This window comes from Rhodococcus sp. Leaf233 (assembly GCF_001426165.1).
GTDB lineage: Bacteria > Actinomycetota > Actinomycetes > Mycobacteriales > Mycobacteriaceae > Rhodococcoides > Rhodococcoides fascians.
The window spans coordinates 418,636-440,361 of the sequence record NZ_LMRO01000001.1; the positions used below are offsets into that span (position 1 = coordinate 418,636).

General features: G+C 65.4%; 22 protein-coding genes. 16 read left to right on the forward strand and 6 right to left on the reverse strand.

Annotation, left to right across the window (positions count from 1 at the left end; translation table 11 throughout):
- From panD to ASH04_RS02045, 6 genes are all read left to right on the forward strand, one after another.
- The gene (panD, locus tag ASH04_RS02015; RefSeq protein WP_057472908.1) at positions 1-432 is read left to right on the forward strand and encodes an aspartate 1-decarboxylase; all 432 of its coding nucleotides are present in this window, start codon (positions 1-3) and stop codon (positions 430-432) included.
- A gap of 4 nt (positions 433-436) precedes the next feature.
- A complete protein-coding gene (locus tag ASH04_RS02020) occupies positions 437-1,237 on the forward strand; it encodes a type III pantothenate kinase (protein ID WP_032373865.1) in 801 nt (266 codons plus the stop codon).
- A 161-nt stretch (positions 1,238-1,398) separates the two neighbouring features.
- Positions 1,399-1,968: a cysteine dioxygenase gene (locus tag ASH04_RS02025; protein ID WP_080736027.1), complete on the forward strand. Its 570-nt coding sequence runs from the start codon at positions 1,399-1,401 to the stop codon at positions 1,966-1,968.
- Entirely contained in the window at positions 1,965-2,387 is a 423-nt protein-coding gene (locus ASH04_RS02030; RefSeq protein ID WP_032364474.1) for a rhodanese-like domain-containing protein, read from the forward strand. The genes ASH04_RS02025 and ASH04_RS02030 overlap by 4 nt, the downstream gene beginning before the upstream one ends.
- 36 nt (positions 2,388-2,423) lie before the next feature.
- Positions 2,424-3,947, forward strand: coding sequence for a lysine--tRNA ligase (lysS, locus tag ASH04_RS02035; protein ID WP_057472627.1), 1,524 nt, complete (start codon positions 2,424-2,426; stop codon positions 3,945-3,947).
- A 273-nt stretch (positions 3,948-4,220) separates the two neighbouring features.
- Entirely contained in the window at positions 4,221-6,761 is a 2,541-nt protein-coding gene (locus ASH04_RS02045) for an ATP-dependent Clp protease ATP-binding subunit (protein WP_027494358.1), read from the forward strand.
- A gap of 254 nt (positions 6,762-7,015) precedes the next feature.
- On the opposite strand, the gene ASH04_RS02050 is transcribed toward ASH04_RS02045, so the two are convergent.
- Positions 7,016-8,215 carry a lipase family protein gene (locus tag ASH04_RS02050; protein WP_200937263.1) on the reverse strand — a complete coding sequence of 400 codons (1,200 nt, stop codon included), beginning with the start codon at positions 8,213-8,215 and terminating at the stop codon, positions 7,016-7,018.
- A gap of 94 nt (positions 8,216-8,309) precedes the next feature.
- Between ASH04_RS02050 and ASH04_RS02055 the strand changes: the two genes are divergently transcribed.
- Together ASH04_RS02055 and ASH04_RS02060 are read left to right on the forward strand one after the other, a co-directional pair.
- A complete protein-coding gene (locus ASH04_RS02055) occupies positions 8,310-8,747 on the forward strand; it encodes an OsmC family protein (protein WP_027494355.1) in 438 nt (145 codons plus the stop codon).
- Positions 8,748-8,920: 173 nt separating this feature from the next.
- Positions 8,921-11,215, forward strand: coding sequence for a putative bifunctional diguanylate cyclase/phosphodiesterase (locus ASH04_RS02060; protein ID WP_156394447.1), 2,295 nt, complete (start codon positions 8,921-8,923; stop codon positions 11,213-11,215).
- Between the two features lie 16 nt (positions 11,216-11,231).
- Here ASH04_RS02060 and ASH04_RS02065 read toward each other — a convergent pair whose 3' ends face one another.
- Positions 11,232-11,543: an antibiotic biosynthesis monooxygenase family protein gene (locus tag ASH04_RS02065; protein WP_027494354.1), complete on the reverse strand. Its 312-nt coding sequence runs from the start codon at positions 11,541-11,543 to the stop codon at positions 11,232-11,234.
- Positions 11,544-11,579: 36 nt separating this feature from the next.
- On the opposite strand from ASH04_RS02065, the gene ASH04_RS02070 reads away from it, so the two are divergent.
- Complete coding sequence (locus ASH04_RS02070) at positions 11,580-12,356, forward strand: alpha/beta fold hydrolase (protein WP_052068954.1); 777 nt, start codon at positions 11,580-11,582, stop codon at positions 12,354-12,356.
- A complete protein-coding gene (locus tag ASH04_RS02075) occupies positions 12,323-13,132 on the forward strand; it encodes an alpha/beta fold hydrolase (RefSeq protein ID WP_057472629.1) in 810 nt (269 codons plus the stop codon). Before ASH04_RS02070 ends, ASH04_RS02075 begins: the two co-directional genes overlap by 34 nt.
- On the opposite strand, the gene ASH04_RS02080 is transcribed toward ASH04_RS02075, so the two are convergent.
- Positions 13,129-14,013: an A/G-specific adenine glycosylase gene (locus tag ASH04_RS02080; RefSeq protein ID WP_057472630.1), complete on the reverse strand. Its 885-nt coding sequence runs from the start codon at positions 14,011-14,013 to the stop codon at positions 13,129-13,131. The genes ASH04_RS02075 and ASH04_RS02080 overlap by 4 nt on opposite strands.
- A gap of 90 nt (positions 14,014-14,103) precedes the next feature.
- Here ASH04_RS02080 and ASH04_RS02085 point away from each other — a divergent pair, with 90 nt between their 5' ends.
- From ASH04_RS02085 to ASH04_RS02095, 3 genes are all read left to right on the forward strand, one after another.
- Positions 14,104-14,730: a carbonic anhydrase gene (locus ASH04_RS02085; protein WP_027494350.1), complete on the forward strand. Its 627-nt coding sequence runs from the start codon at positions 14,104-14,106 to the stop codon at positions 14,728-14,730.
- A gap of 91 nt (positions 14,731-14,821) precedes the next feature.
- Positions 14,822-15,568: a hypothetical protein gene (locus ASH04_RS02090; RefSeq protein ID WP_057472631.1), complete on the forward strand. Its 747-nt coding sequence runs from the start codon at positions 14,822-14,824 to the stop codon at positions 15,566-15,568.
- Between the two features lie 15 nt (positions 15,569-15,583).
- Positions 15,584-16,453, forward strand: a complete 870-nt coding sequence (locus tag ASH04_RS02095; protein ID WP_032371515.1) for an SCO6745 family protein — start codon at positions 15,584-15,586, stop codon at positions 16,451-16,453.
- 45 nt (positions 16,454-16,498) lie between these two features.
- On the opposite strand, the gene disA is transcribed toward ASH04_RS02095, so the two are convergent.
- From disA to ASH04_RS02110, 3 genes are all read right to left on the reverse strand, one after another.
- Entirely contained in the window at positions 16,499-17,584 is a 1,086-nt protein-coding gene (gene disA, locus ASH04_RS02100) for a DNA integrity scanning diadenylate cyclase DisA (RefSeq protein ID WP_027494347.1), read from the reverse strand.
- A 128-nt stretch (positions 17,585-17,712) separates the two neighbouring features.
- Positions 17,713-19,110 (reverse strand): DNA repair protein RadA, encoded by a 1,398-nt coding sequence (gene radA / locus ASH04_RS02105; RefSeq protein WP_057472632.1) that lies wholly within the window; start codon positions 19,108-19,110, stop codon positions 17,713-17,715.
- A gap of 53 nt (positions 19,111-19,163) precedes the next feature.
- Complete coding sequence (locus ASH04_RS02110; protein ID WP_032373655.1) at positions 19,164-19,772, reverse strand: hypothetical protein; 609 nt, start codon at positions 19,770-19,772, stop codon at positions 19,164-19,166.
- A gap of 288 nt (positions 19,773-20,060) precedes the next feature.
- Here ASH04_RS02110 and ASH04_RS02115 point away from each other — a divergent pair, with 288 nt between their 5' ends.
- Genes ASH04_RS02115 through ispF form a run of 3 tightly spaced genes read left to right on the forward strand, consistent with a single transcriptional unit; the run spans position 20,061 to position 21,711 of the window.
- On the forward strand, positions 20,061-20,549 hold the full coding sequence (locus ASH04_RS02115; protein ID WP_027494344.1) for a CarD family transcriptional regulator: 489 nt from the start codon (positions 20,061-20,063) through the stop codon (positions 20,547-20,549).
- A 35-nt stretch (positions 20,550-20,584) separates the two neighbouring features.
- Positions 20,585-21,250, forward strand: coding sequence for a 2-C-methyl-D-erythritol 4-phosphate cytidylyltransferase (gene ispD, locus ASH04_RS02120; protein WP_057472633.1), 666 nt, complete (start codon positions 20,585-20,587; stop codon positions 21,248-21,250).
- Complete coding sequence (gene ispF, locus ASH04_RS02125; RefSeq protein ID WP_027494342.1) at positions 21,247-21,711, forward strand: 2-C-methyl-D-erythritol 2,4-cyclodiphosphate synthase; 465 nt, start codon at positions 21,247-21,249, stop codon at positions 21,709-21,711. The genes ispD and ispF overlap by 4 nt, the downstream gene beginning before the upstream one ends.
- Positions 21,712-21,726: the final 15 nt, after the last annotated feature.

Genomic DNA, 21,726 nt, shown 5'->3' on the forward strand with positions numbered 1-21,726 from the left:
ATGTTTCGTACCATGATGAAGTCCAAGATCCATCGCGCCACCGTCACGCACGCGGACCTGCACTATGTGGGCTCGGTGACCGTCGATCAGGAGCTGATGGAAGCAGCCGATCTGCTCGAAGGCGAGCAGGTCACCATTGTCGACATCGACAACGGTGCGCGGCTGGAGACCTACGTGATCACCGGCGAGCGGGGCAGTGGCGTCATCGGAATCAATGGGGCCGCAGCGCATTTGGTGAATCCGGGTGATCTGGTCATCCTGATCGCCTACGGGGTCATGAACGAGCAGGAGGTTGCCGACTACTCACCACGGGTGGTGTTCGTCGACGACAAGAACCGGCCGGTCGAGCTCGGCAGCGACCCGGCTCATGCGCCCGCCGGTTCGGGTCTGATCACGCCGCGAGATCTGCGGGCCGACTCCGTGCTGGTCTGACTCGATGCTTCTCGCAATCGATGTACGCAACACCAGCACGGTGGTCGGGCTCTTCACCGGCACCGGGGATCACTCGAAACTGCTGCGCGACTGGCGTATTCGAACCGACCCCCATGTGACGGCCGACGAGCTGGCGTTCATGCTGCGGGGGTTGTTGGGCGAACAGGCCGAGCAGATCACCGGGGTGACTGCTCTGTCCACGGTGCCGTCCGTGCTGCGCGAGATGCGGACGATGCTCGTGCGCTACTGGGATCACGTAGTGCACGTGGTGGTCGAACCCGGTGTGCGGACCGGGGTTCCGCTGCTGGTCGACAATCCCAAAGAGGTCGGGGCCGATCGCATCGTCAATACCCTTGCCGCACATGATCTGTACGACTCGGCGTGCATCGTGGTGGATTTCGGGACCACCACGTGTGTCGACGTGGTCTCGGCCAAGGGCGAGTTCCTTGGCGGGGCGATCGCGCCCGGTCTCGAAATTTCGGCCTCGGCCATGTCGACTCGCACCGCGACGCTGCGTGAGGTCGAGATGGTGCGGCCGCGGTCGGTGCTGGGCAAGAACACCGTCGAGTGCATCCAGGCGGGCACCATCTTCGGTTTCGCCGGCCTGGTGGACGGGCTCGTCGGACGCATCAGACGTGAGGTGCCGGAGGTCAAAGGCACCGACGTCGCGGTCATCGGTACCGGGGACATCGCTGCGCTGATCCTGCCCGAGTCGACGACCATCGAGCATCACGAACCCGACCTGACGCTCGAAGGACTTCGACTGGTCTACGAACGCAACATGGCAAAGCGGCGGCCACGCTGAATGTTTCAGCGGCGGCCACGCTGAGTGTTTCGGTGAAGCGGGGTAGCGCGTCGGGCGTTCGTGTGTCAGAATCGTCGGCGTGATGACGTGCATGGCCACCCAGGAGTGTTGTCGAGGCTGACCGCTGCCTCGTTCGTTACACACCCCTGGAGTAGAGCTTCATGCTTTCCACACCTGTATTTTCTGCACCCACCCGACCCCGTTCGACCTCGCGGTCGGTCTCGACGTTGCCGACTCGGCTGCGTCCTCCCGACCTGCTGCGCATCACCGATCAGGGCGCATCGGACGTCCTAGAAGGGCGTTTCGACCACCTGCTTCCCGGCGGTGGACAGTGGCCCACAGACGAGCGTTGGGCCACTCGCCTGCACTCCGACGACGATCTCGACGTCTGGTTGATCAGCTGGGTTCCCGAGCGATCCACCGAACTGCACGATCACGCCGGATCGCTCGGTGCATTGACCGTCCTGAGTGGTTCTTTGCTCGAATACCGTTGGGCGGGAACCGAACTGAAGGAACGTCATCTCGACGCGGGAGATCAGGCAGCCTTCCCGTTGGGATGGGTGCACGACGTGATGCACGATCCGGCGTCGAGCACGACCGGGCCCACCCTCAGCGTGCACGCCTACTCACCGCCGCTGACGGCGATGTCGTACTACGAAGTGACCGAGCGCGCCACGCTGCGCCGTACCCGCAGCGAGCTCACCGCCGAACCCGAGAAGGCCACGAGATGACCATCGTCGAAATGCTCGAATCCGCTCGCGAGACCATCGATCGCATGACCGTCTTCGAGCTCCGTGACGCTGTCGACCGCGGCGCGGTCGTCGTCGACATTCGCCCGCAGGCGCAGCGCGCAGTCGAGGGCACCCTGCCCGGTGCGTTGGCCATCGAACGCAACGTCCTCGAATGGCGTCTCGATCCCACCAGTGACGCGCGGCTGGCGATCGCCACCGACCACGACGTCGAGTGGATCGTCATCTGCTCCGAGGGCTACACCTCCTCGCTCGCGGCCGCGTCGCTCAAGCTGCTGGGTCTGCACAAGGCCACCGATCTGGTCGGCGGCTATCAGGCACTGAAGTCGGCCGGGCTGCTCGGGGTGTTGACGCAGGCCAAGCACTGCGTTCGCGAGGCCGAGGCCGTCGCAGCGCACTGATTGTCTCGACAGTCTCGGACTGTAAAGTGTGTGCGCGTGAGTGATACAGCTTCTACCCAGCCGGCCGACGACACCCCGGAGCAGCTACGGATTCGTCGCGCCAAGCGCGCTTCGTTGCTCGAGCGCGGGGTCGAGGCGTACCCGGTGTCGGTTCCGCGGACCCATTCGCTGCTCGAGATCCGCACCCAGTTCCCCGAGCTCGACGCCGACACGACGACCGGCCTGATCGTCGGGGTCGTCGGCCGCGTGATCTTCGTCCGTAACACCGGCAAGCTGTGCTTCGCCACCCTGCAGGAGGGCGACGGCACCCAGCTCCAAGCCATGATCAGCCTGGCAGGTGTCGGCGAGGACGACCTCGCAGCGTGGAAGGCCGACGTCGACCTGGGCGACTTCGTGTTCGTCCACGGCGAGGTCATCAGCTCCCGTCGCGGTGAGCTCTCGGTGATGGCCGACGCGTGGCAGATCGCATCGAAGTCGTTGCGGCCCTTGCCCGTCGCGCACAAGGAACTCAGCGAAGAGACGCGGATCCGGCAGCGCTACCTGGATCTGATCACGCGTCCGGAGGCCCGAGAGACCGCCCGCAAGCGCATCGCCGTCGTTCGTGAACTGCGTAACGCACTCGAGCGTCGCGGCTTCCTCGAGGTCGAGACCCCGATGCTGCAGACGCTGCACGGCGGTGCCGCGGCCCGGCCGTTCGTCACCCACTCCAATGCGATGGACACGGACCTGTACCTGCGCATAGCGCCGGAGCTGTTCCTCAAGCGCTGCGTCGTCGGCGGCATCGAGAAGGTCTTCGAGATCAACCGCAACTTCCGCAACGAAGGTGCCGACTCCTCGCACTCGCCGGAGTTCGCGATGCTCGAGACCTACGAGGCCTACGGCACGTACGACGACTCGGCGAAGATGACGCGGGAACTCGTCCAGGAAGTGGCGGTGGCCGCACTCGGATCCACCGTGGTCACCCTGCCCGACGGCACCTCCTACGATCTCGGCGGCGAATGGACGACGCTCGAGATGTACCCGTCGCTGTCGGAGTCGCTCGGATTCGACGTCACCCCCGACACCACCGTCGACGAACTGCTCGCGATCGCCGACAAGGTCGGGCTGGACGTCCCCCGCAAGGACGGCGTCTCGATCTACGGCCACGGCAAGCTCGTCGAGGAACTGTGGGAACACCAGGTGGGCGACGCGTTGACCGAACCGACGTTCGTCCGTGATTTCCCCGTCGAGACGTCGCCGCTGACGCGTCAGCACCGCAGCAAGCCGGGCGTCACCGAGAAGTGGGATCTCTACGTTCGTGGATTCGAGCTGGCGACCGGCTACTCGGAGCTGATCGACCCGATCATCCAGCGCGAGCGCTTCGAGGACCAGGCGCGTCAGGCTGCAGCAGGTGACGACGAGGCGATGGTGCTCGACGAGGACTTCCTCGCTGCAATGGAGCAGGGCATGCCGCCGACCACCGGAACCGGTATGGGAATCGACCGTCTGCTGATGGCGTTGACCGGGCTGGGTATCCGAGAAACGATCCTGTTTCCGATCGTCAAGCCGTCGCAGGCCTGATCGGAGCGCAGAAAGCTGTTCGCCAGCAGCGGACAGCGATGGGGAAACGTTTTGCAAAGTGCCTGCGTTATGAACAGTAAGCACACGAGGCGGTCCGTCTCGTTGCCGGATACGCAGTATTTCAGGGGTGGAGGGTCGGCGTTCGTCACGTCGGCCAACTACAGTGAGACACAGTCTTACCTTCGAATGCACAAGCGACCGAGTGTTCAGGACACTGCGGCGCTGGAAGAACTGGTGGGCGAGCTACCACCCACCGAGAAGTGAGGGAGAGCGATGTTCGAGAGGTTCACCGATCGCGCGCGGCGTGTTGTCGTCCTGGCTCAAGAAGAAGCCCGGATGCTCAACCACAACTACATCGGCACGGAGCACATTCTGCTGGGCCTCATCCACGAGGGTGAAGGTGTTGCAGCAAAGTCTCTCGAGTCGCTGGGCATCTCCCTCGAAGGAGTTCGCAGCCAGGTAGAGGAAATCATCGGCCAGGGCCAGCAGGCTCCGTCCGGTCACATTCCGTTCACTCCGCGCGCCAAGAAAGTACTCGAGCTCAGCCTGCGTGAAGCACTGCAGCTCGGCCACAACTACATCGGCACCGAGCACATCCTGCTCGGCCTGATCCGCGAAGGCGAAGGCGTCGCAGCTCAGGTTCTGGTCAAGCTCGGAGCCGACCTCAACCGCGTGCGCCAGCAGGTCATCCAGCTGCTGTCGGGCTACCAGGGCAAGGAGCCGTCCGAGAGCGGCAGCGGCCGCGGCGAGGCGGGCACCCCGTCGACGTCACTGGTTCTCGACCAGTTCGGGCGCAACCTCACCCAGGCCGCGCTCGAAGGCAAGCTCGACCCGGTCATCGGTCGCGCGAAGGAAATCGAGCGCGTCATGCAGGTGCTGTCGCGTCGTACCAAGAACAACCCTGTTCTCATCGGCGAGCCCGGTGTCGGTAAGACCGCAGTTGTCGAGGGCCTGGCCCAGGCAATCGTCAACGGCGAGGTCCCCGAGACGCTCAAGGACAAGCAGCTCTACACCCTCGACCTCGGCTCACTCGTGGCCGGCAGCCGTTACCGCGGTGACTTCGAGGAGCGCCTGAAGAAGGTGCTCAAAGAGATCAACACCCGCGGCGACATCATCCTGTTCATCGACGAGCTGCACACGCTCGTCGGCGCAGGTGCCGCCGAAGGTGCCATCGACGCAGCGTCGATCCTCAAGCCGAAGCTGGCTCGTGGCGAACTGCAGACCATCGGTGCCACCACCCTCGACGAGTACCGCAAGTACATCGAGAAGGACGCCGCACTCGAGCGTCGTTTCCAGCCTGTCCAGGTCGGCGAGCCGACTGTCGAGCACACCATCGAGATCCTCAAGGGTCTGCGCGATCGCTACGAGGCACACCACCGCGTCTCGATCACCGACGGTGCACTCGTCGCGGCCGCCACACTGGCCGACCGGTACATCAACGATCGGTTCTTGCCCGACAAGGCAATCGACCTCATCGACGAGGCGGGCGCGCGGATGCGCATCCGCCGGATGACCGCGCCGCCAGACCTGCGCGAGTTCGACGACAAGATCGCCGACGCGCGCCGGGAGAAGGAATCGGCCATCGACGCTCAGGACTTCGAGAAGGCTGCGAACCTGCGCGACAAGGAGAAGACCCTCGTCGGTCAGCGTGCCGAGCGTGAGAAGCAGTGGCGCTCCGGTGATCTCGATGTCATCGCCGAGGTGGACGACGAGCAGATCGCCGAGGTTCTGGGCAACTGGACCGGCATCCCCGTCTTCAAGCTCACCGAGGAAGAGACCACTCGTCTGCTCCGCATGGAAGACGAGCTGCACAAGCGGATCATCGGCCAGGTCGAGGCAGTCAAGGCCGTCTCGAAGGCGATCCGTCGTACCCGTGCAGGTCTGAAGGACCCGAAGCGCCCGTCGGGCTCGTTCATCTTCGCCGGCCCGTCCGGTGTCGGTAAGACCGAGCTGTCGAAGGCACTCGCGAACTTCCTCTTCGGCGAGGACGACGCGCTCATCCAGATCGACATGGGCGAGTTCCACGACCGCTTCACCGCGTCGCGTCTGTTCGGTGCTCCTCCCGGATACGTCGGATACGAAGAGGGTGGCCAGCTCACCGAGAAGGTCCGCCGCAAGCCGTTCTCCGTCGTGCTGTTCGACGAGATCGAGAAGGCACACCAGGAGATCTACAACACCCTCCTGCAGGTGCTCGAAGACGGCCGTCTCACCGACGGCCAGGGACGCACGGTCGACTTCAAGAACACCGTGCTGATCTTCACCTCGAACCTCGGTACCTCGGACATCTCGAAGGCAGTCGGCCTCGGATTCTCCTCGGGCGAAGGCACCGGATCGAACTACGAGCGGATGAAGCTCAAGGTCAACGACGAGCTGAAGAAGCACTTCCGCCCCGAGTTCCTGAACCGTATCGACGACATCGTCGTGTTCCACCAGCTCACCAAGGACGAGATCATCCAGATGGTCGATCTCATGCTCAACCGAGTCGAAGGTGCGCTCAAGAACAAGGACATGGCGATCGAGGTCACCGAGAAGGCGAAGTCTCTGCTCGCCAAGCGCGGATTCGACCCCGTCCTGGGTGCGCGGCCACTGCGTCGCACCATCCAGCGCGAGATCGAGGACCAGTTGTCGGAGAAGATCCTCTTCGGCGAAATCGAAGCCGGCCAGATCATCCTGGTCGACGTCGAGAACTGGGACGGCGAAGGCGCTGGCGAGGACGCGAAGTTCACGTTCCGCGGTGAGAAGAAAGCCATCATCGTCCCCGACGAGGTCCCGGTCGATCTGGCCAAGGCCGCCGGAGACAGCGACAGCGAGTAAGTTTCACAGCTCCACACAACGGGCGATCCTCTTCGGAGGGTCGCCCGTTGTCGTATGTCCACAAGCCAACCCACTCACCCGCCCGCCCGGCCCGCGCACCCCCACCCGCCCGCGCACCCCCACCCACCCCCGGCCCGCCACCCACCCCCCCGGATCAATGTGGGTTCCAGTCGGTCAGACTGCAACAAAGGCGCATTGATCCAGGCCCGGGCCGCGCAGAAGCCTCGGTGAAGACCCTGATTACGGTGCTGAGATCAGGCGTCGCTTTCGTGAACGAGGTCCGCGATCCAGGGCAATATGTCGGTGTATGCGGCCAGGGCTCCGGGTGCATGATTCGCGCCGGTTATCGGGACGACCGGAAAGTCGTATTCGCGGTAGGTGACGTCGGCACCGAGCTCCTGCCAGCGTTCGAGCAGAGTGCGGGACTGCTCGATCGGTACGACGTCGTCCGCGACGCCGTGCGACAGGTAGACCGGCATGCTCGGTGCGATTCGGCCGACGGTGTTCGCATCGATCACGTCTACGATTCCGGGGTCGTTCAGGTGGGCGGTGAGTGGGCGTCCGTCTCGGGTGAGTTCGCTGGTGTCGACGGTGTCGTTCGCTGCACGGTCGGTGCTGCACCAGTTCTGCGCGGCGTCCAGCAGTGCGGTGCCGTCGGCGTCGAACACGCTTCGGATGTCGTCGGCACGTTCGGGGTATGCGTTGCTCATGCCGTCGACCGCGAACAGGACGGCGCTGCCGAGTGTGGTGCCGTCGAGGGGCTCGATGTTGAGCGTCGGATCTGCCGGTGGCGCACCGACATACGCGCCGACGATGTTGAGCTCGGGGGCATACCCATTGGCAAGTTCGGCAGCGGCCGCAGATGCGAACCCACCCTCCGAGTACCCGTACAGCACCACCGGCGCGTCATCGTCGGCGGTTCTCGCTACGTCGAGCAACGCGTGTCCCGAGGCCAGACGGTTCAGATACGTGTGCCCGCCCGGAGTGCCGAGTCCCTGGTAGTCGGTCGCTACGACGCGATAGCCGGCCAGCAGTAACGGCAGGATGGCGGGGGACGAGCCGATTGTGCCGAGAACCGCCGATCCGGCACAGCGATCGGCCATCCCGGATGTGCCGGGCGCGTAGGCGATCACCGGTCGCGGTCCGGGGCCGGGCCACGGCGCGGTGGGGGTCATCGTGTACCCGGAGACGGTCATGGGTTCGCCGTGCGTATCTGTGGAGGTGTACAGGATTCGTTCGATGTCGAAGCCGAGTCCGAAACCTTTGGGCGAGTTCATCGGTCGTACTCGCACCACATCGCCGGGCGAATGTGCCGTCGATTCCACCGGCAGGTCGTAGAAGTCCGACAGGGGATCGGCGACGACGGGTGCCGACAGCGTGACACCCCAGACGAGCGCCGCCGCCACGATCATCGCTGTTCGCCGCAGGCAACTGGTGGCTCGCTCGTTCGTCATCTCGAGATCTCCGCACTCGATGGCCCGGTCACCCCGCCGACGTTAGCCTGAGTATCGGCCCTATGAAGGGTCGACGACGAAAGGACTCGGTTCGATGCCAACACGTACCTCACGCACCGCATGGAATGGAACTCTCGAACAAGGTTCCGGCCAGGTGGAGCTGTCCAGTTCGGGTGCAGCGACGTTCGACGTGTCGTTTCCCAAGCGTGCCGCCGAGAACGCCGACGGCACCACCAGCCCGGAGGAACTGATCGCGGCGGCTCATTCGAGCTGTTACGCGATGCAATTGTCGGCGCTGATCGCCGAAGCAGGCGGTACTCCGCAGAGTCTCGAAGTGACCGCTGATGTCTCGCTCGGTCCGGATCAGCCCGGTTTCAAGCTCACCGGTATCAAATTGACCGTCCGCGGCGAGGTGGACGGTCTCGACGCCGACGGGTTTGCGAAGGCAGCGCAGGCAGCGAAAGAGACCTGCCCGGTCAGCAAGGCTCTCACCGGTGTCGAGATCACGCTGGACGCCGCGCTCGAAGGCTGATCGAACGGATCACCCGATGTGAGACTGGCGAACAGTCGTCAGGTTTGAAATAGTTCGTGAATCGACCCATCCACGGATGGTTCGGTGCCGAATCGAGGTCAAGCATCGGGTTAGATCGGCTGTTGCATACCTTCGGGGAATGTAACGACCAGCCTAGGAAGGATGTGCCCACCATGTTGTGGACGCGCTTCCTAGGCCTGGGTGCCCTCGCAGTCGCAGCGCACGCTGCAGCCCCGCAGGGATTACCCCGCGACATCGTCTATGCAATCGTGGTCCTGGCCACAATGGCGGCATTCGTCTATCGGTACCTGCGCGAGAACGGTCCGGATCGGCGCACATGGAAGTACATGGCCCTCGGTGTCGGCTGCTGGGGCGTGGGCGACGGCTTGGTCGCCCTGATGCAGTACGGGGGCGGTCGGGTCTCGACCTTCTCGGCCGCGGACGTCCTGTTTCTGGCCGGGTACGTGATCATTGCTGTGGGATTCGCGCGTGCGGCCGACGAGAACGGGCTCGTTTTCGGTCTGGAAGAGCTCCTCGAATGTCTGGTGGTCGCGGTGGGCGTCGGTCTGGCCGCGTGGATGTTCGTCGTTCCCGGCGACTGGACGGGGTCGCTGGCCTCGATGCTCTCGTTCCTGCCTGCGACCGTCTACCTGACCATCGACGCGTTCTTGCTCACTCTCATCGGCAGTCTCTATCTGTTGACGCGTTCGACCGGAATCTCGGTCGTGGCTGCCACCATCGGCACAGTGCTTCTAACCGTGTCCGACTTCGCCACCTACTCTCGGATAGACGATGTCGAGCTCTACCGCTCGCTGATCCCGAACACGCTGTGGCTGGCGTCCTACGTGTGCTTCGGAGTCGTTGCGCTGTTCGTGCCGGAGCGGGCGGTCGCACGCATCGAGCGGCCCAGTCCGTTCAGGTTCGGGCGAGCACGATTCGTCGGTCTGGGTCTCGCGGTTGCCGTCACGCCGGCGGCCATGGCCGTGCAACTGGCTCGCGGAGTGCCCGTCGCGCAGTGGGGTTGGGTGATCGTGCTGTCCTCTGCGTTGGTCATATCCCTGGTCGGCGGCAGGATGGCCTGCTTCCTCGGCACGCTGCGCAGGCAGGCTTCGGTGCTCGAGAACGTGGCACGAACGGATGCCGTTACCGGACTGGGCAACCGCAGGCTGCTTCGGGAGCGGCTCGACACGATGCTCGCCACGCGCGGCGAATCGGACGTCTTCACGCTCGTGGTCGACATCGACCGTTTCGCTCAGATCAACGAGACCTTCGGTTACAGCGTGGGCGACAGCGTGCTCCGCGAGATCGGACATCGCCTCGTCGCCTCGGTGCGGTCCGACGATCTGGTGGGACGGTTGGGAGGCGATCAGTTCGTCGTGGCGATGCGTCGGCTGCCGGGCAGGACCGATATCTTCGAGATGGCTCATCGGCTCCAATTCGCGGTCAGCAGAACGATGTTCGTGCACGACATCAACGTCGCCCTCGACGCGGCGGTAGGGATTGCGGCGTTCGAGGAGTGTTCGGGAGCGTCCGAGACGAACGGCGTCGACGGCGAAGCGATGTTGCAGCGAGCTCATGTGGCGTTGACGTCCGCGAAGGCAGGCCATGCTCGCATCGGTCTGTACGAGCCCGACATGGACCGAAACCGACACGATCAGATGCGACTGTTGGGCGAGCTCGACACGGCGATCCGTGACCATCAGCTCCGGGTGTTCTTCCAGCCGTGTCTCGATCTCGAGTCGGGCAGCGTCGATCGGGTCGAGGCTCTGCTGCGGTGGCTGCACCCGCGCGAGGGTCTGATCGGGCCGTCGACGTTTCTCCCCGATGCCGAGCGCACCGGCATGTTGCCCGCCATCACCGCGCTGGTACTGGACGAGGCACTCGCGCAGTGCAGCGCACTACGACGGCGAGGCATCACTCTGTCTGTCTCGGTGAACCTTTCGGTTCGGAATCTTCTCGACGAGACACTCACCGAACAGGTCGCCGCGGCACTGGCGAAACACTCGGTACCAGCGCACGCCCTGGAGTTCGAGGTCACCGAGACCACCGCCATGACCGACCCGGTGCGATCGGTGGCTGCGTTGACCTCGTTGCGCAGCCTGGGGGTGACTCTGGCCATCGACGATTACGGGACCGGCTACAGCTCGCTGGCGTACCTGCAGACCTTGCCGGTGCAGACCCTCAAGATCGACCGCTCGTTCGTCTCGAAGATGAACTCCGACGACACCGACGCGTCCATCGTTCGCTCGACCATCGACCTCGCCCGCAGTCTGGGTGTGCGAATCATGGCCGAGGGCGTCGAGGATGCAGGCACCCTCGACGCCCTTCGTCGGCTGGGTTGCGATGCGGCACAAGGCTTTTACCTCGGTCGCCCGATGCCTGCCGAGCTGTTGTTCGACGCCGTGCACAAGCTCGATTCCGATACGCCCACCAGACTGGAGTGGGAGCTCGCCCGTCAGCCCATCTGACGGGCGAACTGCGTCGTCACGAGGTGGCGGGCACGTCCAGCACGACCTCGAACTCCAGCAGTGACGCGCCCGACGCGACCGGCTTGCTCTCGCCGGAACCTGCGTGCGCCTGCCGTGACGGGCCACCGGACCAGGCCTGGAACGACTCCTCGTCCTCCCACTGGGTGACGACGAAATAGCGTGTCTCGCCCTTGACCGGACGGAGCAACTGGAACCCGAGGAAACCGGGCGAACCGTCGACCGTTCCGGCACGCGCGGCGAAGCGCTTCTCGAGCTCGGGGCCTGCGCCCTCGGGTACGTCGATCGCGTTGATCTTCACAATGGCCATTCTCGGGAGACTACCCCGCCGATATGCTCGGCGGTGATGCTCTACGACGAGGGTGGATCCGGCCGTTCGATACTGCTGCTGCACGGGCTGATGGGCAGTGCGGCGACGTGGCGACGCCAGATTCCGTGGCTCCGAGAATTCGGGCGGGTGCACACCTACGACGCCCCGGGCCACCGTCGGCCTCCGCCGCCCGAACTGACGACCGAGGCGTTCGTGGACGACCTGATCGAGCACCTCGAAACGGTGGGTCCCAGTGTGCTGGTCGGTCATTCGATGGGAGCGCTGCACGGCTGGTGTGCGGCTGCGCGGCGACCCGATCTGGTCACCGCGCTCGTCGTCGAAGACATCGCGCCGGACTTTCGCGGTCGAACGGCGGACGGCTGGGCGGCGATGATCCGGGCGTGGCCGCGACCGTTCCCGGACGCCGACGCGGTACGCGCCTTCTTCGGAGATGTTGCCGGACAGTACTTTCTGGATTCGTTCGAGCTCAGCGACGACGGCTGGCGACTGCACGGTGACGTCGATACGTTCGAGGCCATTTCGCAGGAGTGGGGGACGCGGCACTTCTGGAACGAATGGGATGCCGTCCGTGCTCCGGTTCTGTTGATCGAAGGTGAGCACACCATCACGCCTGCCGGACAGATGAGCAGAATGCACTCGGCCAAGCCCGGATCGGTGTACGTCCGAGTCGAGGGTGCGGCGCATCTCGTTCACGACGAAGCCCCGGAGCGGTATCGCGACGCCGTCGAGGGGTTCCTGCGCACACTAGGATCATCCGAATGCCGCTCGCACAGCTCAACGGAATCGACCTGAACTACGACGTCACCGGTGACGGACCGCTCGTGGTTCTGGTGATGGGAACGGGAAGCCCGGGCCGCGTCTGGCGAACCCATCAGGTTCCCGCGCTGGTGAAGAGTGGATATCGCGTGGTCACATTCGACAATCGCGGTATCGCACCGTCGTCCGAGTGTGCGCGCGGGATGACGCTCGACGACCTGGTCGCAGACACCGCCGCCTTGATCGAACATCTCGGCGGCGGAAAGGTGCGCGTCGTCGGCACGTCGATGGGCGCACGCGTCACCCAGGAATTGGCGTTGGCGCGGCCGGATCTGGTGTCGCACGCAGTGATGATGGCCACCTACGGCAGGAACACGACGATGCGTCAGCAGCTGACGAAGGGCGAGAAAGATCTGTTCGACGCCGGAGTCGAACTTCCGGCCTCGTACCGGGCGGCGATGACTGCGATGCAGAACTTCTCGCCCAAGACTTTGGCCGACGAGGCAGCGATCGGCGACTGGCTGGCGGTGCTCGAATACTCCGGCGGCAAGAAGACGGCCGGTATGCGGGCACAGATCGGACTCGAAATGCGTGCCGGCACAGACAGATTGACAGCGTATCGCCGAATTTCGGCCAAGTCGCTCGTCGTCGGATTCGCCGACGACCGGCTCATCCCGGTGCAGCAGTGTCGTGAAGTAGCGGCGGCGATACCCGGTGCGCGCTACGTCGAAATCGCCGATACGGGCCACTTCGGCTACCTCGAACGACCCGATGCGGTCAATGCGACTCTGGTGGAGTTTCTGGCGTCCTAGCTGTCCGAACCCTCACCGGCCAGCGCGAACAAGCCCGATTCGGTCTGCTCGATCAAGCCGTCGGTCAACAGTGAGTCCAACGCGCGGTCACGCTGGGTTGGGTCGGTGGGCCAGACGATGTCGAGCTGAGCCCGCTCCACCGGCCCGGTGCTCTCCCGCAGGACCGACATCAGTTTGCCGCGTACCTGTCGATCGGTTCCGGCGAATTTCTGCACCTTCTTCGCCGGGCCGGTGTGCGCAGGCCGCCCGGCCTCGATCCAGGCGCACTCGGGAAGTGGGCACAGCAGGCACGCCGGATTCTTGGCGGTGCAGATGAGCGCACCGAGCTCCATCAACGCCGCCGAGTATCGGGCGGCGCGGGGCACGCTGACCGGAAGCAGTTGTTCGACGTCGGCCAAATCCCTTGTCGTCGAGGGATTTCCAGGCTCGGCGTTGCCGTGCAACGCACGCGCGACGACGCGTCGAACATTGGTGTCCACCACCGGAACTCGCTGGCCGTACGCGAAAGTCGCCACCGCCCTGGCCGTATAGGCCCCGATGCCGGGCAGGCCGAGCAGGGTGTCGACATCATGCGGAACCTCGTCGCCGTAGTCCTCGGCAAGCACCCGAGAACACTCGTGCAGACGCAATGCGCGACGCGGATATCCCAGCTTCCCCCACGCCCGCAGCACCTCGGCCTGCGAAGACGCGGCCATCGCCGAGGGGACCGGCCACCGCTGCACCCACTGCTCCCAGATGGGAGCCACCCGCACGACGGGCGTCTGCTGCAGCATGATTTCGCTCATCAGGATCTGCCATGCGGTCACTCCCGGACGACGCCACGGCAGGTCGCGTCCGTCGGTATCGAACCATCCGAGCAGGGCCTCGGGATCGATCGGCAACTGTGCGCCCTTCTTCTCGTGTCTGTGACGGGTACCAACAGTAGTGAACCCGACTCGCCGGTAACCCGCTGCGCGTGCACAATGAGAGCTATGCCTGCTTCGAATCCGATCGCTGCCTGGAAGTCACTCAAGGAAGGCAACCAACGGTTCGTCTCCGGAGAGGTCCTGCATCCGTCGCAGGGTATCGAGGACCGCGCCCGGCTCGAGAGCGCTCAGCACCCCGGGGCCATCCTGTTCGGCTGCGCCGACTCACGCGTCGCCGCCGAGATCATCTTCGATCAGGGCCTCGGCGACATGTTCGTCGTTCGTACCGCCGGCCACGTCGTCGATTCCGCCGTTCTCGGCTCCATCGAGTACGGCGTCGCGGTCCTGAATGCACCGCTGATCGTCGTGCTCGGACACGACCACTGCGGTGCCGTCCAGGCGACCGTCGACGCACTCGAGAGCGGCGACGTGCCCGGCGGCTACATCCGCGACGTCGTCGAGCGCGTCACCCCGTCGGTGCTCTCGGCCCGACGCGACGGCCACGAAGCCGTCGACGAGTTCGAGGCGCGCCACGTCCAGGAAACCGGCAACCTGCTGATGCAGCGTTCGCGCATCGTCGCCGAGAAGGTCGAAGCCGGCGAGCTGGCGATCGTCGGACTCACGTACCAGCTGTCCAAGGGGCGTGCGCAGCTTCGCGAGGTCATCGGCGACATCGGCGAACAGCCCGCTTGAACGGTCGAGCAGCCCCCGAAAGCCCGTTCGCCGGTGCGACACGCCGCGTGGGCTCAGGGATAGCGTGGCTTCGGCCGCATACGGTTGATTCGTGTTGGAACCGACCGGGCCATTGCCTCCCGAAATCTATTGGCGACGCCGCGCACTCGCCATCGGTGCGGCCGTTGTCGTCCTCGGCTTGATCGTGTGGTTCATCGCCTCGCTCAGCGGTCGTTCCGACGACCCCGAGGCCGCTCCGGCCGGGGTCGCAGCTCCGGCGACCACGTCCGCGCTGCCGTCGCCCAGCTCGTCTGCCACGCCCGGTGGTTCGGGTGGCTCCGGTGGTTCGGGTGAGGGATCGGGCGGTTCCGGTGGGTCCGGTGGTTCGGGCGGCGGTACCGACTCCGCAGCCGGCGGTGGCACGACAGCAGCAACGACCAGTGGTGCGCCCGCTCCGGCTCTCGCCAACCAGTGCCCGGATCAGTCCCTCGCGATCAAGGTGACGCCCGAGAAGGCCACCTATCGCCTCGGCGAAGAGCCCGTGTTCACCGTCGTGATCACCAACATCGGGTCAGCGGAGTGCCAACGCGACGTCGGTGCCGGGCTGCAGCAGGCGCTCGTCTACACGCTCGACAATCAGCGCATCTGGTCCAACATCGACTGCTTCCCGAACGCTGCGTCGGATCTGCGAACCTTCAAGCCCGGTGAGCAGGCCGGCTTCACGGTGAAGTGGTCGGGCACCAACTCGGTTCCCGGTTGCGGTGAAGAGCGCGTCCCGGTCGGCGTCGGTGCATACCAGGCCATCGCACAGCTCGGCGAACTCAAGAGCGTGCCGGAACCGTTCAACATCACCGGCTGAGTACGGTCGAATCTCATGACCACCCCGACAGCGCTTGCCCGAGCGGCCTACACGACGCTCGAACCCTTCCATGTGACCGCGTACTTCAATCCTGAACTCGGATCTGCGTACGAGGACACCGGACTCGACGGTCATGCCTGGTACGTGGGCGCGAGGGCCGCGCCGATGGGTCCGTGCGCGCCCAGCGTCGTCGCGGCTGCGTTCTACAACTTCAACCCGGTGTTGATCGAGCAGGCGTGGCCGGCCGCTGTGGCCGTCGGTCTGGATGCAGTGTCCGATCGTCGGTGGGCACTGCTCGACTCCGTCCTCGGCGCAGCACTGGGTTCCTTGGCCTCCGAGCCCGATCTCGCGACCATCGCGGAGCGGTTGCGCAGCATCGGCGACGCGGCGTCCTTCGCCGGCCGTCCTCTCGCAGCAGCATGGCATTCCACCGAACGACCCGACGTGCCTCATCTCGCCCTGTGGCATTCGATCACCGTGCTGCGTGAGTGGCGGGGCGACGGCCACCTCGCCGCGTTGATCGACGCGGAACTCGACCCCGCGGAAGCAGCGGTGTTCCACGAAGCCGTCCGCCCGACACCGCAGCCCGGGCGCCGAGCGCTCGGCAAGCGCATCACACAGCTGACGCGACAGTGGTCCGAGACCGAATGGGATTCGGCTGCAGAACGACTCGCCGTCCGGGGGCTGCTCACCACTTCTGCCGAGGGGGAGACGTTGACCGAGGCCGGCACCGCTCTCGATCGGCACATCGAGGATCGCACCGACGCCATGGCTTCGGCAGTGTGGAAGACCGTTCCGGATGCGGAGCAGCTGATCACGAGCGCACGGCCCTACGTGAAAGCCGTGATCGACGCTGGTTTCCTCCCGGGGACCAAGAAGCGGTAGGCGTTACCGGTTCCCAGTGGTTCCGGGTCTCGGTCGTAGCGCTTCCTAGTCGTAGGGCCCGGAGATCGAGGCCTCTGCCAAGCGCGACAGCCCCTCTCGAATGTGCCTGGCCCACAGGCCGCCGATGCCGTCGACCGACTGCAGATCGGCTGCGGTGGCGGCCAGCAGGCCCTGCAAAGTGCCGAATGCGCCCACGAGTCGGTGAATCTGGCTGAACTGCAACCGCGGCACTCGCGTCAGTACGCGATAACCGCGCGGACTCATCGGGGTGTCCAACGCTTCGATGGTCGCGGGATAACCGAATGCCCGGGACAGAGTCGTCAGGTCCAACAGGTCGACATCGGTCAGCTTGTCCAGCGCCGCGAGCGCTTTCTCCACGCCGGTGGTGCTCGACGGTTCGTTGCCGGCGAGATAGTCGCGCACGATCAGTTGACGGTCGATGTCGTTGTCGCCCAACAACTCTTCGAGCTGGAGAGCGAGCTGACGGCCGTCGGTGCCGAGCTCGAGGACGTTCTGCTCGATTTCCACCGACACCCGTCGCACCATCTCGAGGCGCTGCGCGACGGTCAACGCGTCGCGCAGGGTCACGAAATCTTCGATCTCCACGACCGAGAGCTGACGCGTGTTCTCGTCGAGCCGGGCCTTGTATCGCTCGAGCGTGGCGACGGCCTGATTGGCGCGCGAGAGGATGGTGGCCGAGCCCTCGACGACGTGCCTGATGCCGCTGATGTAGACACTGACGATGCTCATCGACTGGCTTACGGAGACAACGGGATACCCGGTCTGCATCGCGGTTCGCTCGGCTGCGCGGTGTCGGGTGCCGGATTCGACGGTAGGAATCTTGTGGTCCGGGACGAGCTGAACATTGGCCCGAACGATGCGCTGCCCGTCGGTCGAAAGCACTACTGCGCCATCCATTTTCGACAGCTCGCGCAGTCGTGTCGGCGCGAACTCGACATCGAGCTCGAACCCGCCGTCGCAGATGGCCTCGACCTCTTCGTCGTAGCCCAGGACGATCAATCCGCCGGTGCGGCCGCGCAGGATTCGCTCGAGACCGTCCCGCAGGGCGGTGCCCGGTGCCAGTCGAGCGATGGTCTCGCGTAACGCCGGGGACTGCGCGGCGCCTTCCATGGCCAACCCCCTCGTGTCGTAACGGCATGCGGCAGATCTGGAGCTCGTGCCCAACAAAGACTAACGCGCCGCCGAATGCGGGCCACGCCGTTGCACACGGGCAGCGCCGTAAAGGGTACCGCCCGGTGTCATACCGGCCGCATACGCGTGTACGTCAGGGCCTCACCGACGTTGGTGACGGTTTTGACCTTGATGCCGGGCGGGATGGGGCCCGCGTCCTCGGGGACGATGGCGTAGTTGAACCCCAGTCTGGCTGCCTCGGCGAGGCGGCGCCCGAGCCCGGCAACGCGTCGTACCTCGCCGGCGAGCCCCACTTCCCCCAGAATCACCATTCCTGCGGGCAACGGTTGATCACGCACCGCCGACGCCACCGCAGCCGCCAGAGCCAAATCTGCGGACGGCTCACTCGTGCGCATCCCGCCGACCGTCGCGGCATAGACCTCGGCCTTGGACACCTTCACCCCGCACCGGCGTTCCAGGACGGCCAGAATCATCGCGACACGGGCGTGATCGAGTCCGCTGACCGCGCGTCGCGGTGACGGCATCGCGGTGTCGACGATCAGTGCCTGCAACTCGGCCAGCAGCGGCCGCTTGCCGTCCATCGTGACGGTGACGGCGGTCCCGGGGACGGCGTCGTTGCGGTGATGCAGGAACAGCCCGGACGGGTCACTGATGCCGACGATTCCGGTCTCCCGCAATTCGAAGCAGCCCACCTCGTCCGAGGCACCGAACCGGTTCTTGACGCCGCGAATCATGCGCAGCGTGGAGTGCTTGTCGCCCTCGAAGTTGAGGACCACGTCGACGAGGTGTTCGAGCGAGCGTGGGCCTGCCACCGCGCCTTCCTTCGTCACGTGCCCCACGAGCAGAACGGCGACTCCGGTGGTCTTGGCCAGCGTGGTCAACGCACTGGTGATGGCGCGGACCTGAGTGACACCGCCGATGACGCCGTCGACGTCGGCGGCGAGCATCGTCTGCACCGAATCGACGATCAACAGGCTGGGCTTGACCTGTTCGACGTGTCCGAACACGGTTGCCAGATCGGACTCGGCGGCGAGAAAGACGCGCTCGTGCACCGCGCCGGTACGGTCGGCTCGCAGCCGAACCTGCCCTGCCGATTCCTCACCGGTGACGTAGAGCGCGCGGCGGTCGGGAGCCGAACGCGCCCACCGATGCACCACCTCGAGCAGCAGCGTCGACTTGCCGACGCCCGGCTCACCGGCCAGCAGAACGACCGAACCGGGGACCAGACCGCCGCCGAGGACACGATCGAACTCCTCGATGCCGGTGGTGTTCGCCTGCGAGGTTGCGCTGCTGATGGTCGTCAGTGCAGCTGCGGGCGTCGTCGGGATCATGGCGCCGCCGCCCGAGCGCAGCGCCGATGCACCTGCGCGCGACGTGAGTGGTGCCGCGGTGGCCTGGACCTCGTCCATCGAGCCCCAGTCGCCGCATTCGGGACACCGACCGACCCACTTGGAGACCGAATGATGACACGCGGAGCAGCGGTAGCTCGACTTCAGTTTGACCACGTCGGAAGCCTAACGATCGGCACCGACAGGTCCGGTGACCTCGTACGGAGGGGTCAGTGCCCGCCGCTGTGCTCGGAGACTGCCTCTTCGGAGCGCTCGAGTTCGTGACCGGCGTCGACGGGGACGTTGACGACAACATCGCCCGCATTCGCGAACTCGAAGGTGACCGGCAGCGTCAGGCCCGGGCGCACGTTCTCGCTGATGTCGGCCATCTCGACCTTGATGAGCTGGATCGGAAGCAGAGGATCGTCCAGCTGCGTGTCGGCGGGTGATCCGGCACCGAGCGCGGTCAGCGGAGCGATCTCGGTGCTGCCCGGTTCTGCCTCGTCGACGATGGTGACCTGAGCCTCGGGAGAGGAGATCCCGGTCAGCTCGTCCGCCACGGCGGGGTTGGCGTTGATGGCCGTGAACCCGAGCTCGACGGTGCCGCCGGGCTCGATGCTGTACTCCTCGGAGGAGGGGTACACGACGTGCACGTTGCGAAGCTGAATGTCTCCGACGTCGACGGAATTGCCGTTGACCGCCGCGACCTGAGTGGCCGTCTGCGAGATCTGACCTGCGCCGCAGGCGGTGAGTACGAGGGTGCCACCAGCGAGAAGCGCGAGGGCGGCGGCCGTTCTGCGATGGCGGCCAAGCGGTGTCGCAGTGTCGATTGCAGTCACTTCGGTCGTCCTCCATGTGGTGCCGGGCCGGCTCGGTCCATCTCGTCCACTAGGCAGAGTAGTAGTTCTCGTCCACCGACCGCTCGTGGGGTCCGCCACTGCTCACGATGCGCCAGGTAGGGCAGCCTTCCGCACGGAACGGGGGTGTTACGACCGCGGCCGAAATGTGGCATCGGATACACGTCGAACGGTCTGTGTCAACCCCTGATTCGGCAGCACTGTGCCCCTGACCTGCGCCGTTGATATTGGGCGTGGTATTCTGGATAAATCGAAAGGGGCACTTGTCACATGATTTTCAAGGTCGGAGACACCGTCGTTTACCCCCATCACGGAGCGGCGCTGATCGAAGCGATAGAGACACGCACCATCAAGGGTGAACCGAGAGAGTACTTGGTTCTCAAGGTCGCGCAAGGCGACCTCACCGTTCGAGTCCCCGCGGACAATGCCGAGTACGTCGGCGTTCGCGATGTCGTCGGGCAAGAAGGCCTCGACAAAGTCTTTCAGGTGCTGCGCGCACCGCACACCGAAGAGCCCACCAACTGGTCGCGTCGCTACAAGGCCAACTTGGAGAAGCTGGCTTCCGGTGACGTGAACAAGGTGGCAGAGGTCGTTCGTGATCTCTGGCGTCGCGAACAGGATCGTGGATTGTCGGCAGGCGAGAAGCGGATGCTCGCCAAGGCGCGTCAGATCCTCGTCGGCGAGTTGGCACTGGCCGAGGGAACCGACCAGGCCAAGGCCGACACCATGCTCGACGAAGTTCTCGCCACCGCTTCGTAGAGTGAGCAGCTTCGCAGAATGAGCAGCTTCGTAGCGTGAACGGTACCGCCGGCGACGTTGTCGCCCTGGTACCCGCAGCAGGTAAAGGCCTTCGGCTCGGACACGACGAGCCGAAGGCTTTCGTCTGTCTGGGTGCCGACTCTCTTCTCACGCGATCCGTGGACGGACTGCGTGCCTCGGGTGCCGTCGACCGCATCGTCGTCATCGTGCCCGTCGATCTGCTCGACGCGGCCCGCGGGCTCGTCGGCGACGACGTCATCGTCGTGGCAGGCGGCCGCGAACGCACCGATTCGGTGCGCGCCGGTCTCGCCGTCGTCGGAGACGCTTCCGTCGTGCTCGTCCACGACGCCGCTCGCGCTCTCACCCCGCCCGCGTTGATCGCCCGCGTCGTCGCCGAGGTCCGAGCCGGACGCCCAGCGGTCATCCCGGTGCTGCCTGTCGTCGACACCGTCAAGGAAGTCGACCTCATGGGCGCTGTGGTCGGCACGCCCGATCGCGCGAGTCTGCGTGCGGTCCAGACCCCGCAGGGCTTCGACGCCGACGTCCTGCGTCGCGCCTATGCCGCCGCTACCGACATCTCCACCGACGATGCGGGACTGGTCGAGCGCATCGGCGAGACGGTGCACACCATCGTCGGCGACGCGCTCGCATTCAAGATCACCACTCCGCACGACCTACTACTGGCAGAGGCGCTCCTATGAGAGTCGGCATCGGCACCGACGTCCACCCCATCGCTCCCGGCCGACCCTGCTGGCTGGCCGGACTGCTCTTCGAGGACGCGGACGGGCTCGAGGGCCACTCCGACGGCGACGTCGCCGCGCATGCGCTGTGTGACGCCCTGCTGTCCGCTGCGGGCCTGGGCGATCTGGGGTCGGTCTTCGGCACCGGGCGTCCGGAGTGGGACGGGGTCAGTGGAGCCGCGATGCTGACCGAGGTACGACGGTTGCTCGACGCCGACGGGTTTGCGGTCGGCAACGCTGCGGTGCAGATCATCGGTAATCGGCCCAAGATCGGACCGCGCCGCGTCGAGGCGCAGGACGTTCTGTCGGGTGTGCTCGGCGCCCCGGTGTCGGTGTCCGCGACCACCACCGATGGGCTCGGGCTGACCGGTCGCGGCGAAGGAATCGCGGCCGTCGCGACCGCACTTGTCATGACGAGGTAAAACCACCGGTAGCAT

Bases quoted from the DNA above. Each gene is read 5' to 3' on its own strand.
- panD (WP_057472908.1), top strand. From the start codon at position 1: ATGTTTCGTACCATGATGAAGTCCAAGATCCATCGCGCCACCGTCACG.
- ASH04_RS02020 (WP_032373865.1), top strand. From the start codon at position 437: ATGCTTCTCGCAATCGATGTACGCAACACCAGCACGGTGGTCGGGCTC.
- ASH04_RS02025 (WP_080736027.1), top strand. From the start codon at position 1,399: ATGCTTTCCACACCTGTATTTTCTGCACCCACCCGACCCCGTTCGACC.
- ASH04_RS02030 (WP_032364474.1), top strand. From the start codon at position 1,965: ATGACCATCGTCGAAATGCTCGAATCCGCTCGCGAGACCATCGATCGC.
- ASH04_RS02045 (WP_027494358.1), top strand. From the start codon at position 4,221: ATGTTCGAGAGGTTCACCGATCGCGCGCGGCGTGTTGTCGTCCTGGCT.
- ASH04_RS02050 (WP_200937263.1), bottom strand. From the start codon at position 8,215: ATGACGAACGAGCGAGCCACCAGTTGCCTGCGGCGAACAGCGATGATC.
- ASH04_RS02055 (WP_027494355.1), top strand. From the start codon at position 8,310: ATGCCAACACGTACCTCACGCACCGCATGGAATGGAACTCTCGAACAA.
- ASH04_RS02060 (WP_156394447.1), top strand. From the start codon at position 8,921: ATGTTGTGGACGCGCTTCCTAGGCCTGGGTGCCCTCGCAGTCGCAGCG.
- ASH04_RS02065 (WP_027494354.1), bottom strand. From the start codon at position 11,543: ATGGCCATTGTGAAGATCAACGCGATCGACGTACCCGAGGGCGCAGGC.
- ASH04_RS02070 (WP_052068954.1), top strand. From the start codon at position 11,580: ATGCTCTACGACGAGGGTGGATCCGGCCGTTCGATACTGCTGCTGCAC.
- ASH04_RS02075 (WP_057472629.1), top strand. From the start codon at position 12,323: ATGCCGCTCGCACAGCTCAACGGAATCGACCTGAACTACGACGTCACC.
- ASH04_RS02085 (WP_027494350.1), top strand. From the start codon at position 14,104: ATGCCTGCTTCGAATCCGATCGCTGCCTGGAAGTCACTCAAGGAAGGC.
- ASH04_RS02095 (WP_032371515.1), top strand. From the start codon at position 15,584: ATGACCACCCCGACAGCGCTTGCCCGAGCGGCCTACACGACGCTCGAA.
- disA (WP_027494347.1), bottom strand. From the start codon at position 17,584: ATGGAAGGCGCCGCGCAGTCCCCGGCGTTACGCGAGACCATCGCTCGA.
- ASH04_RS02115 (WP_027494344.1), top strand. From the start codon at position 20,061: ATGATTTTCAAGGTCGGAGACACCGTCGTTTACCCCCATCACGGAGCG.
- ispF (WP_027494342.1), top strand. From the start codon at position 21,247: ATGAGAGTCGGCATCGGCACCGACGTCCACCCCATCGCTCCCGGCCGA.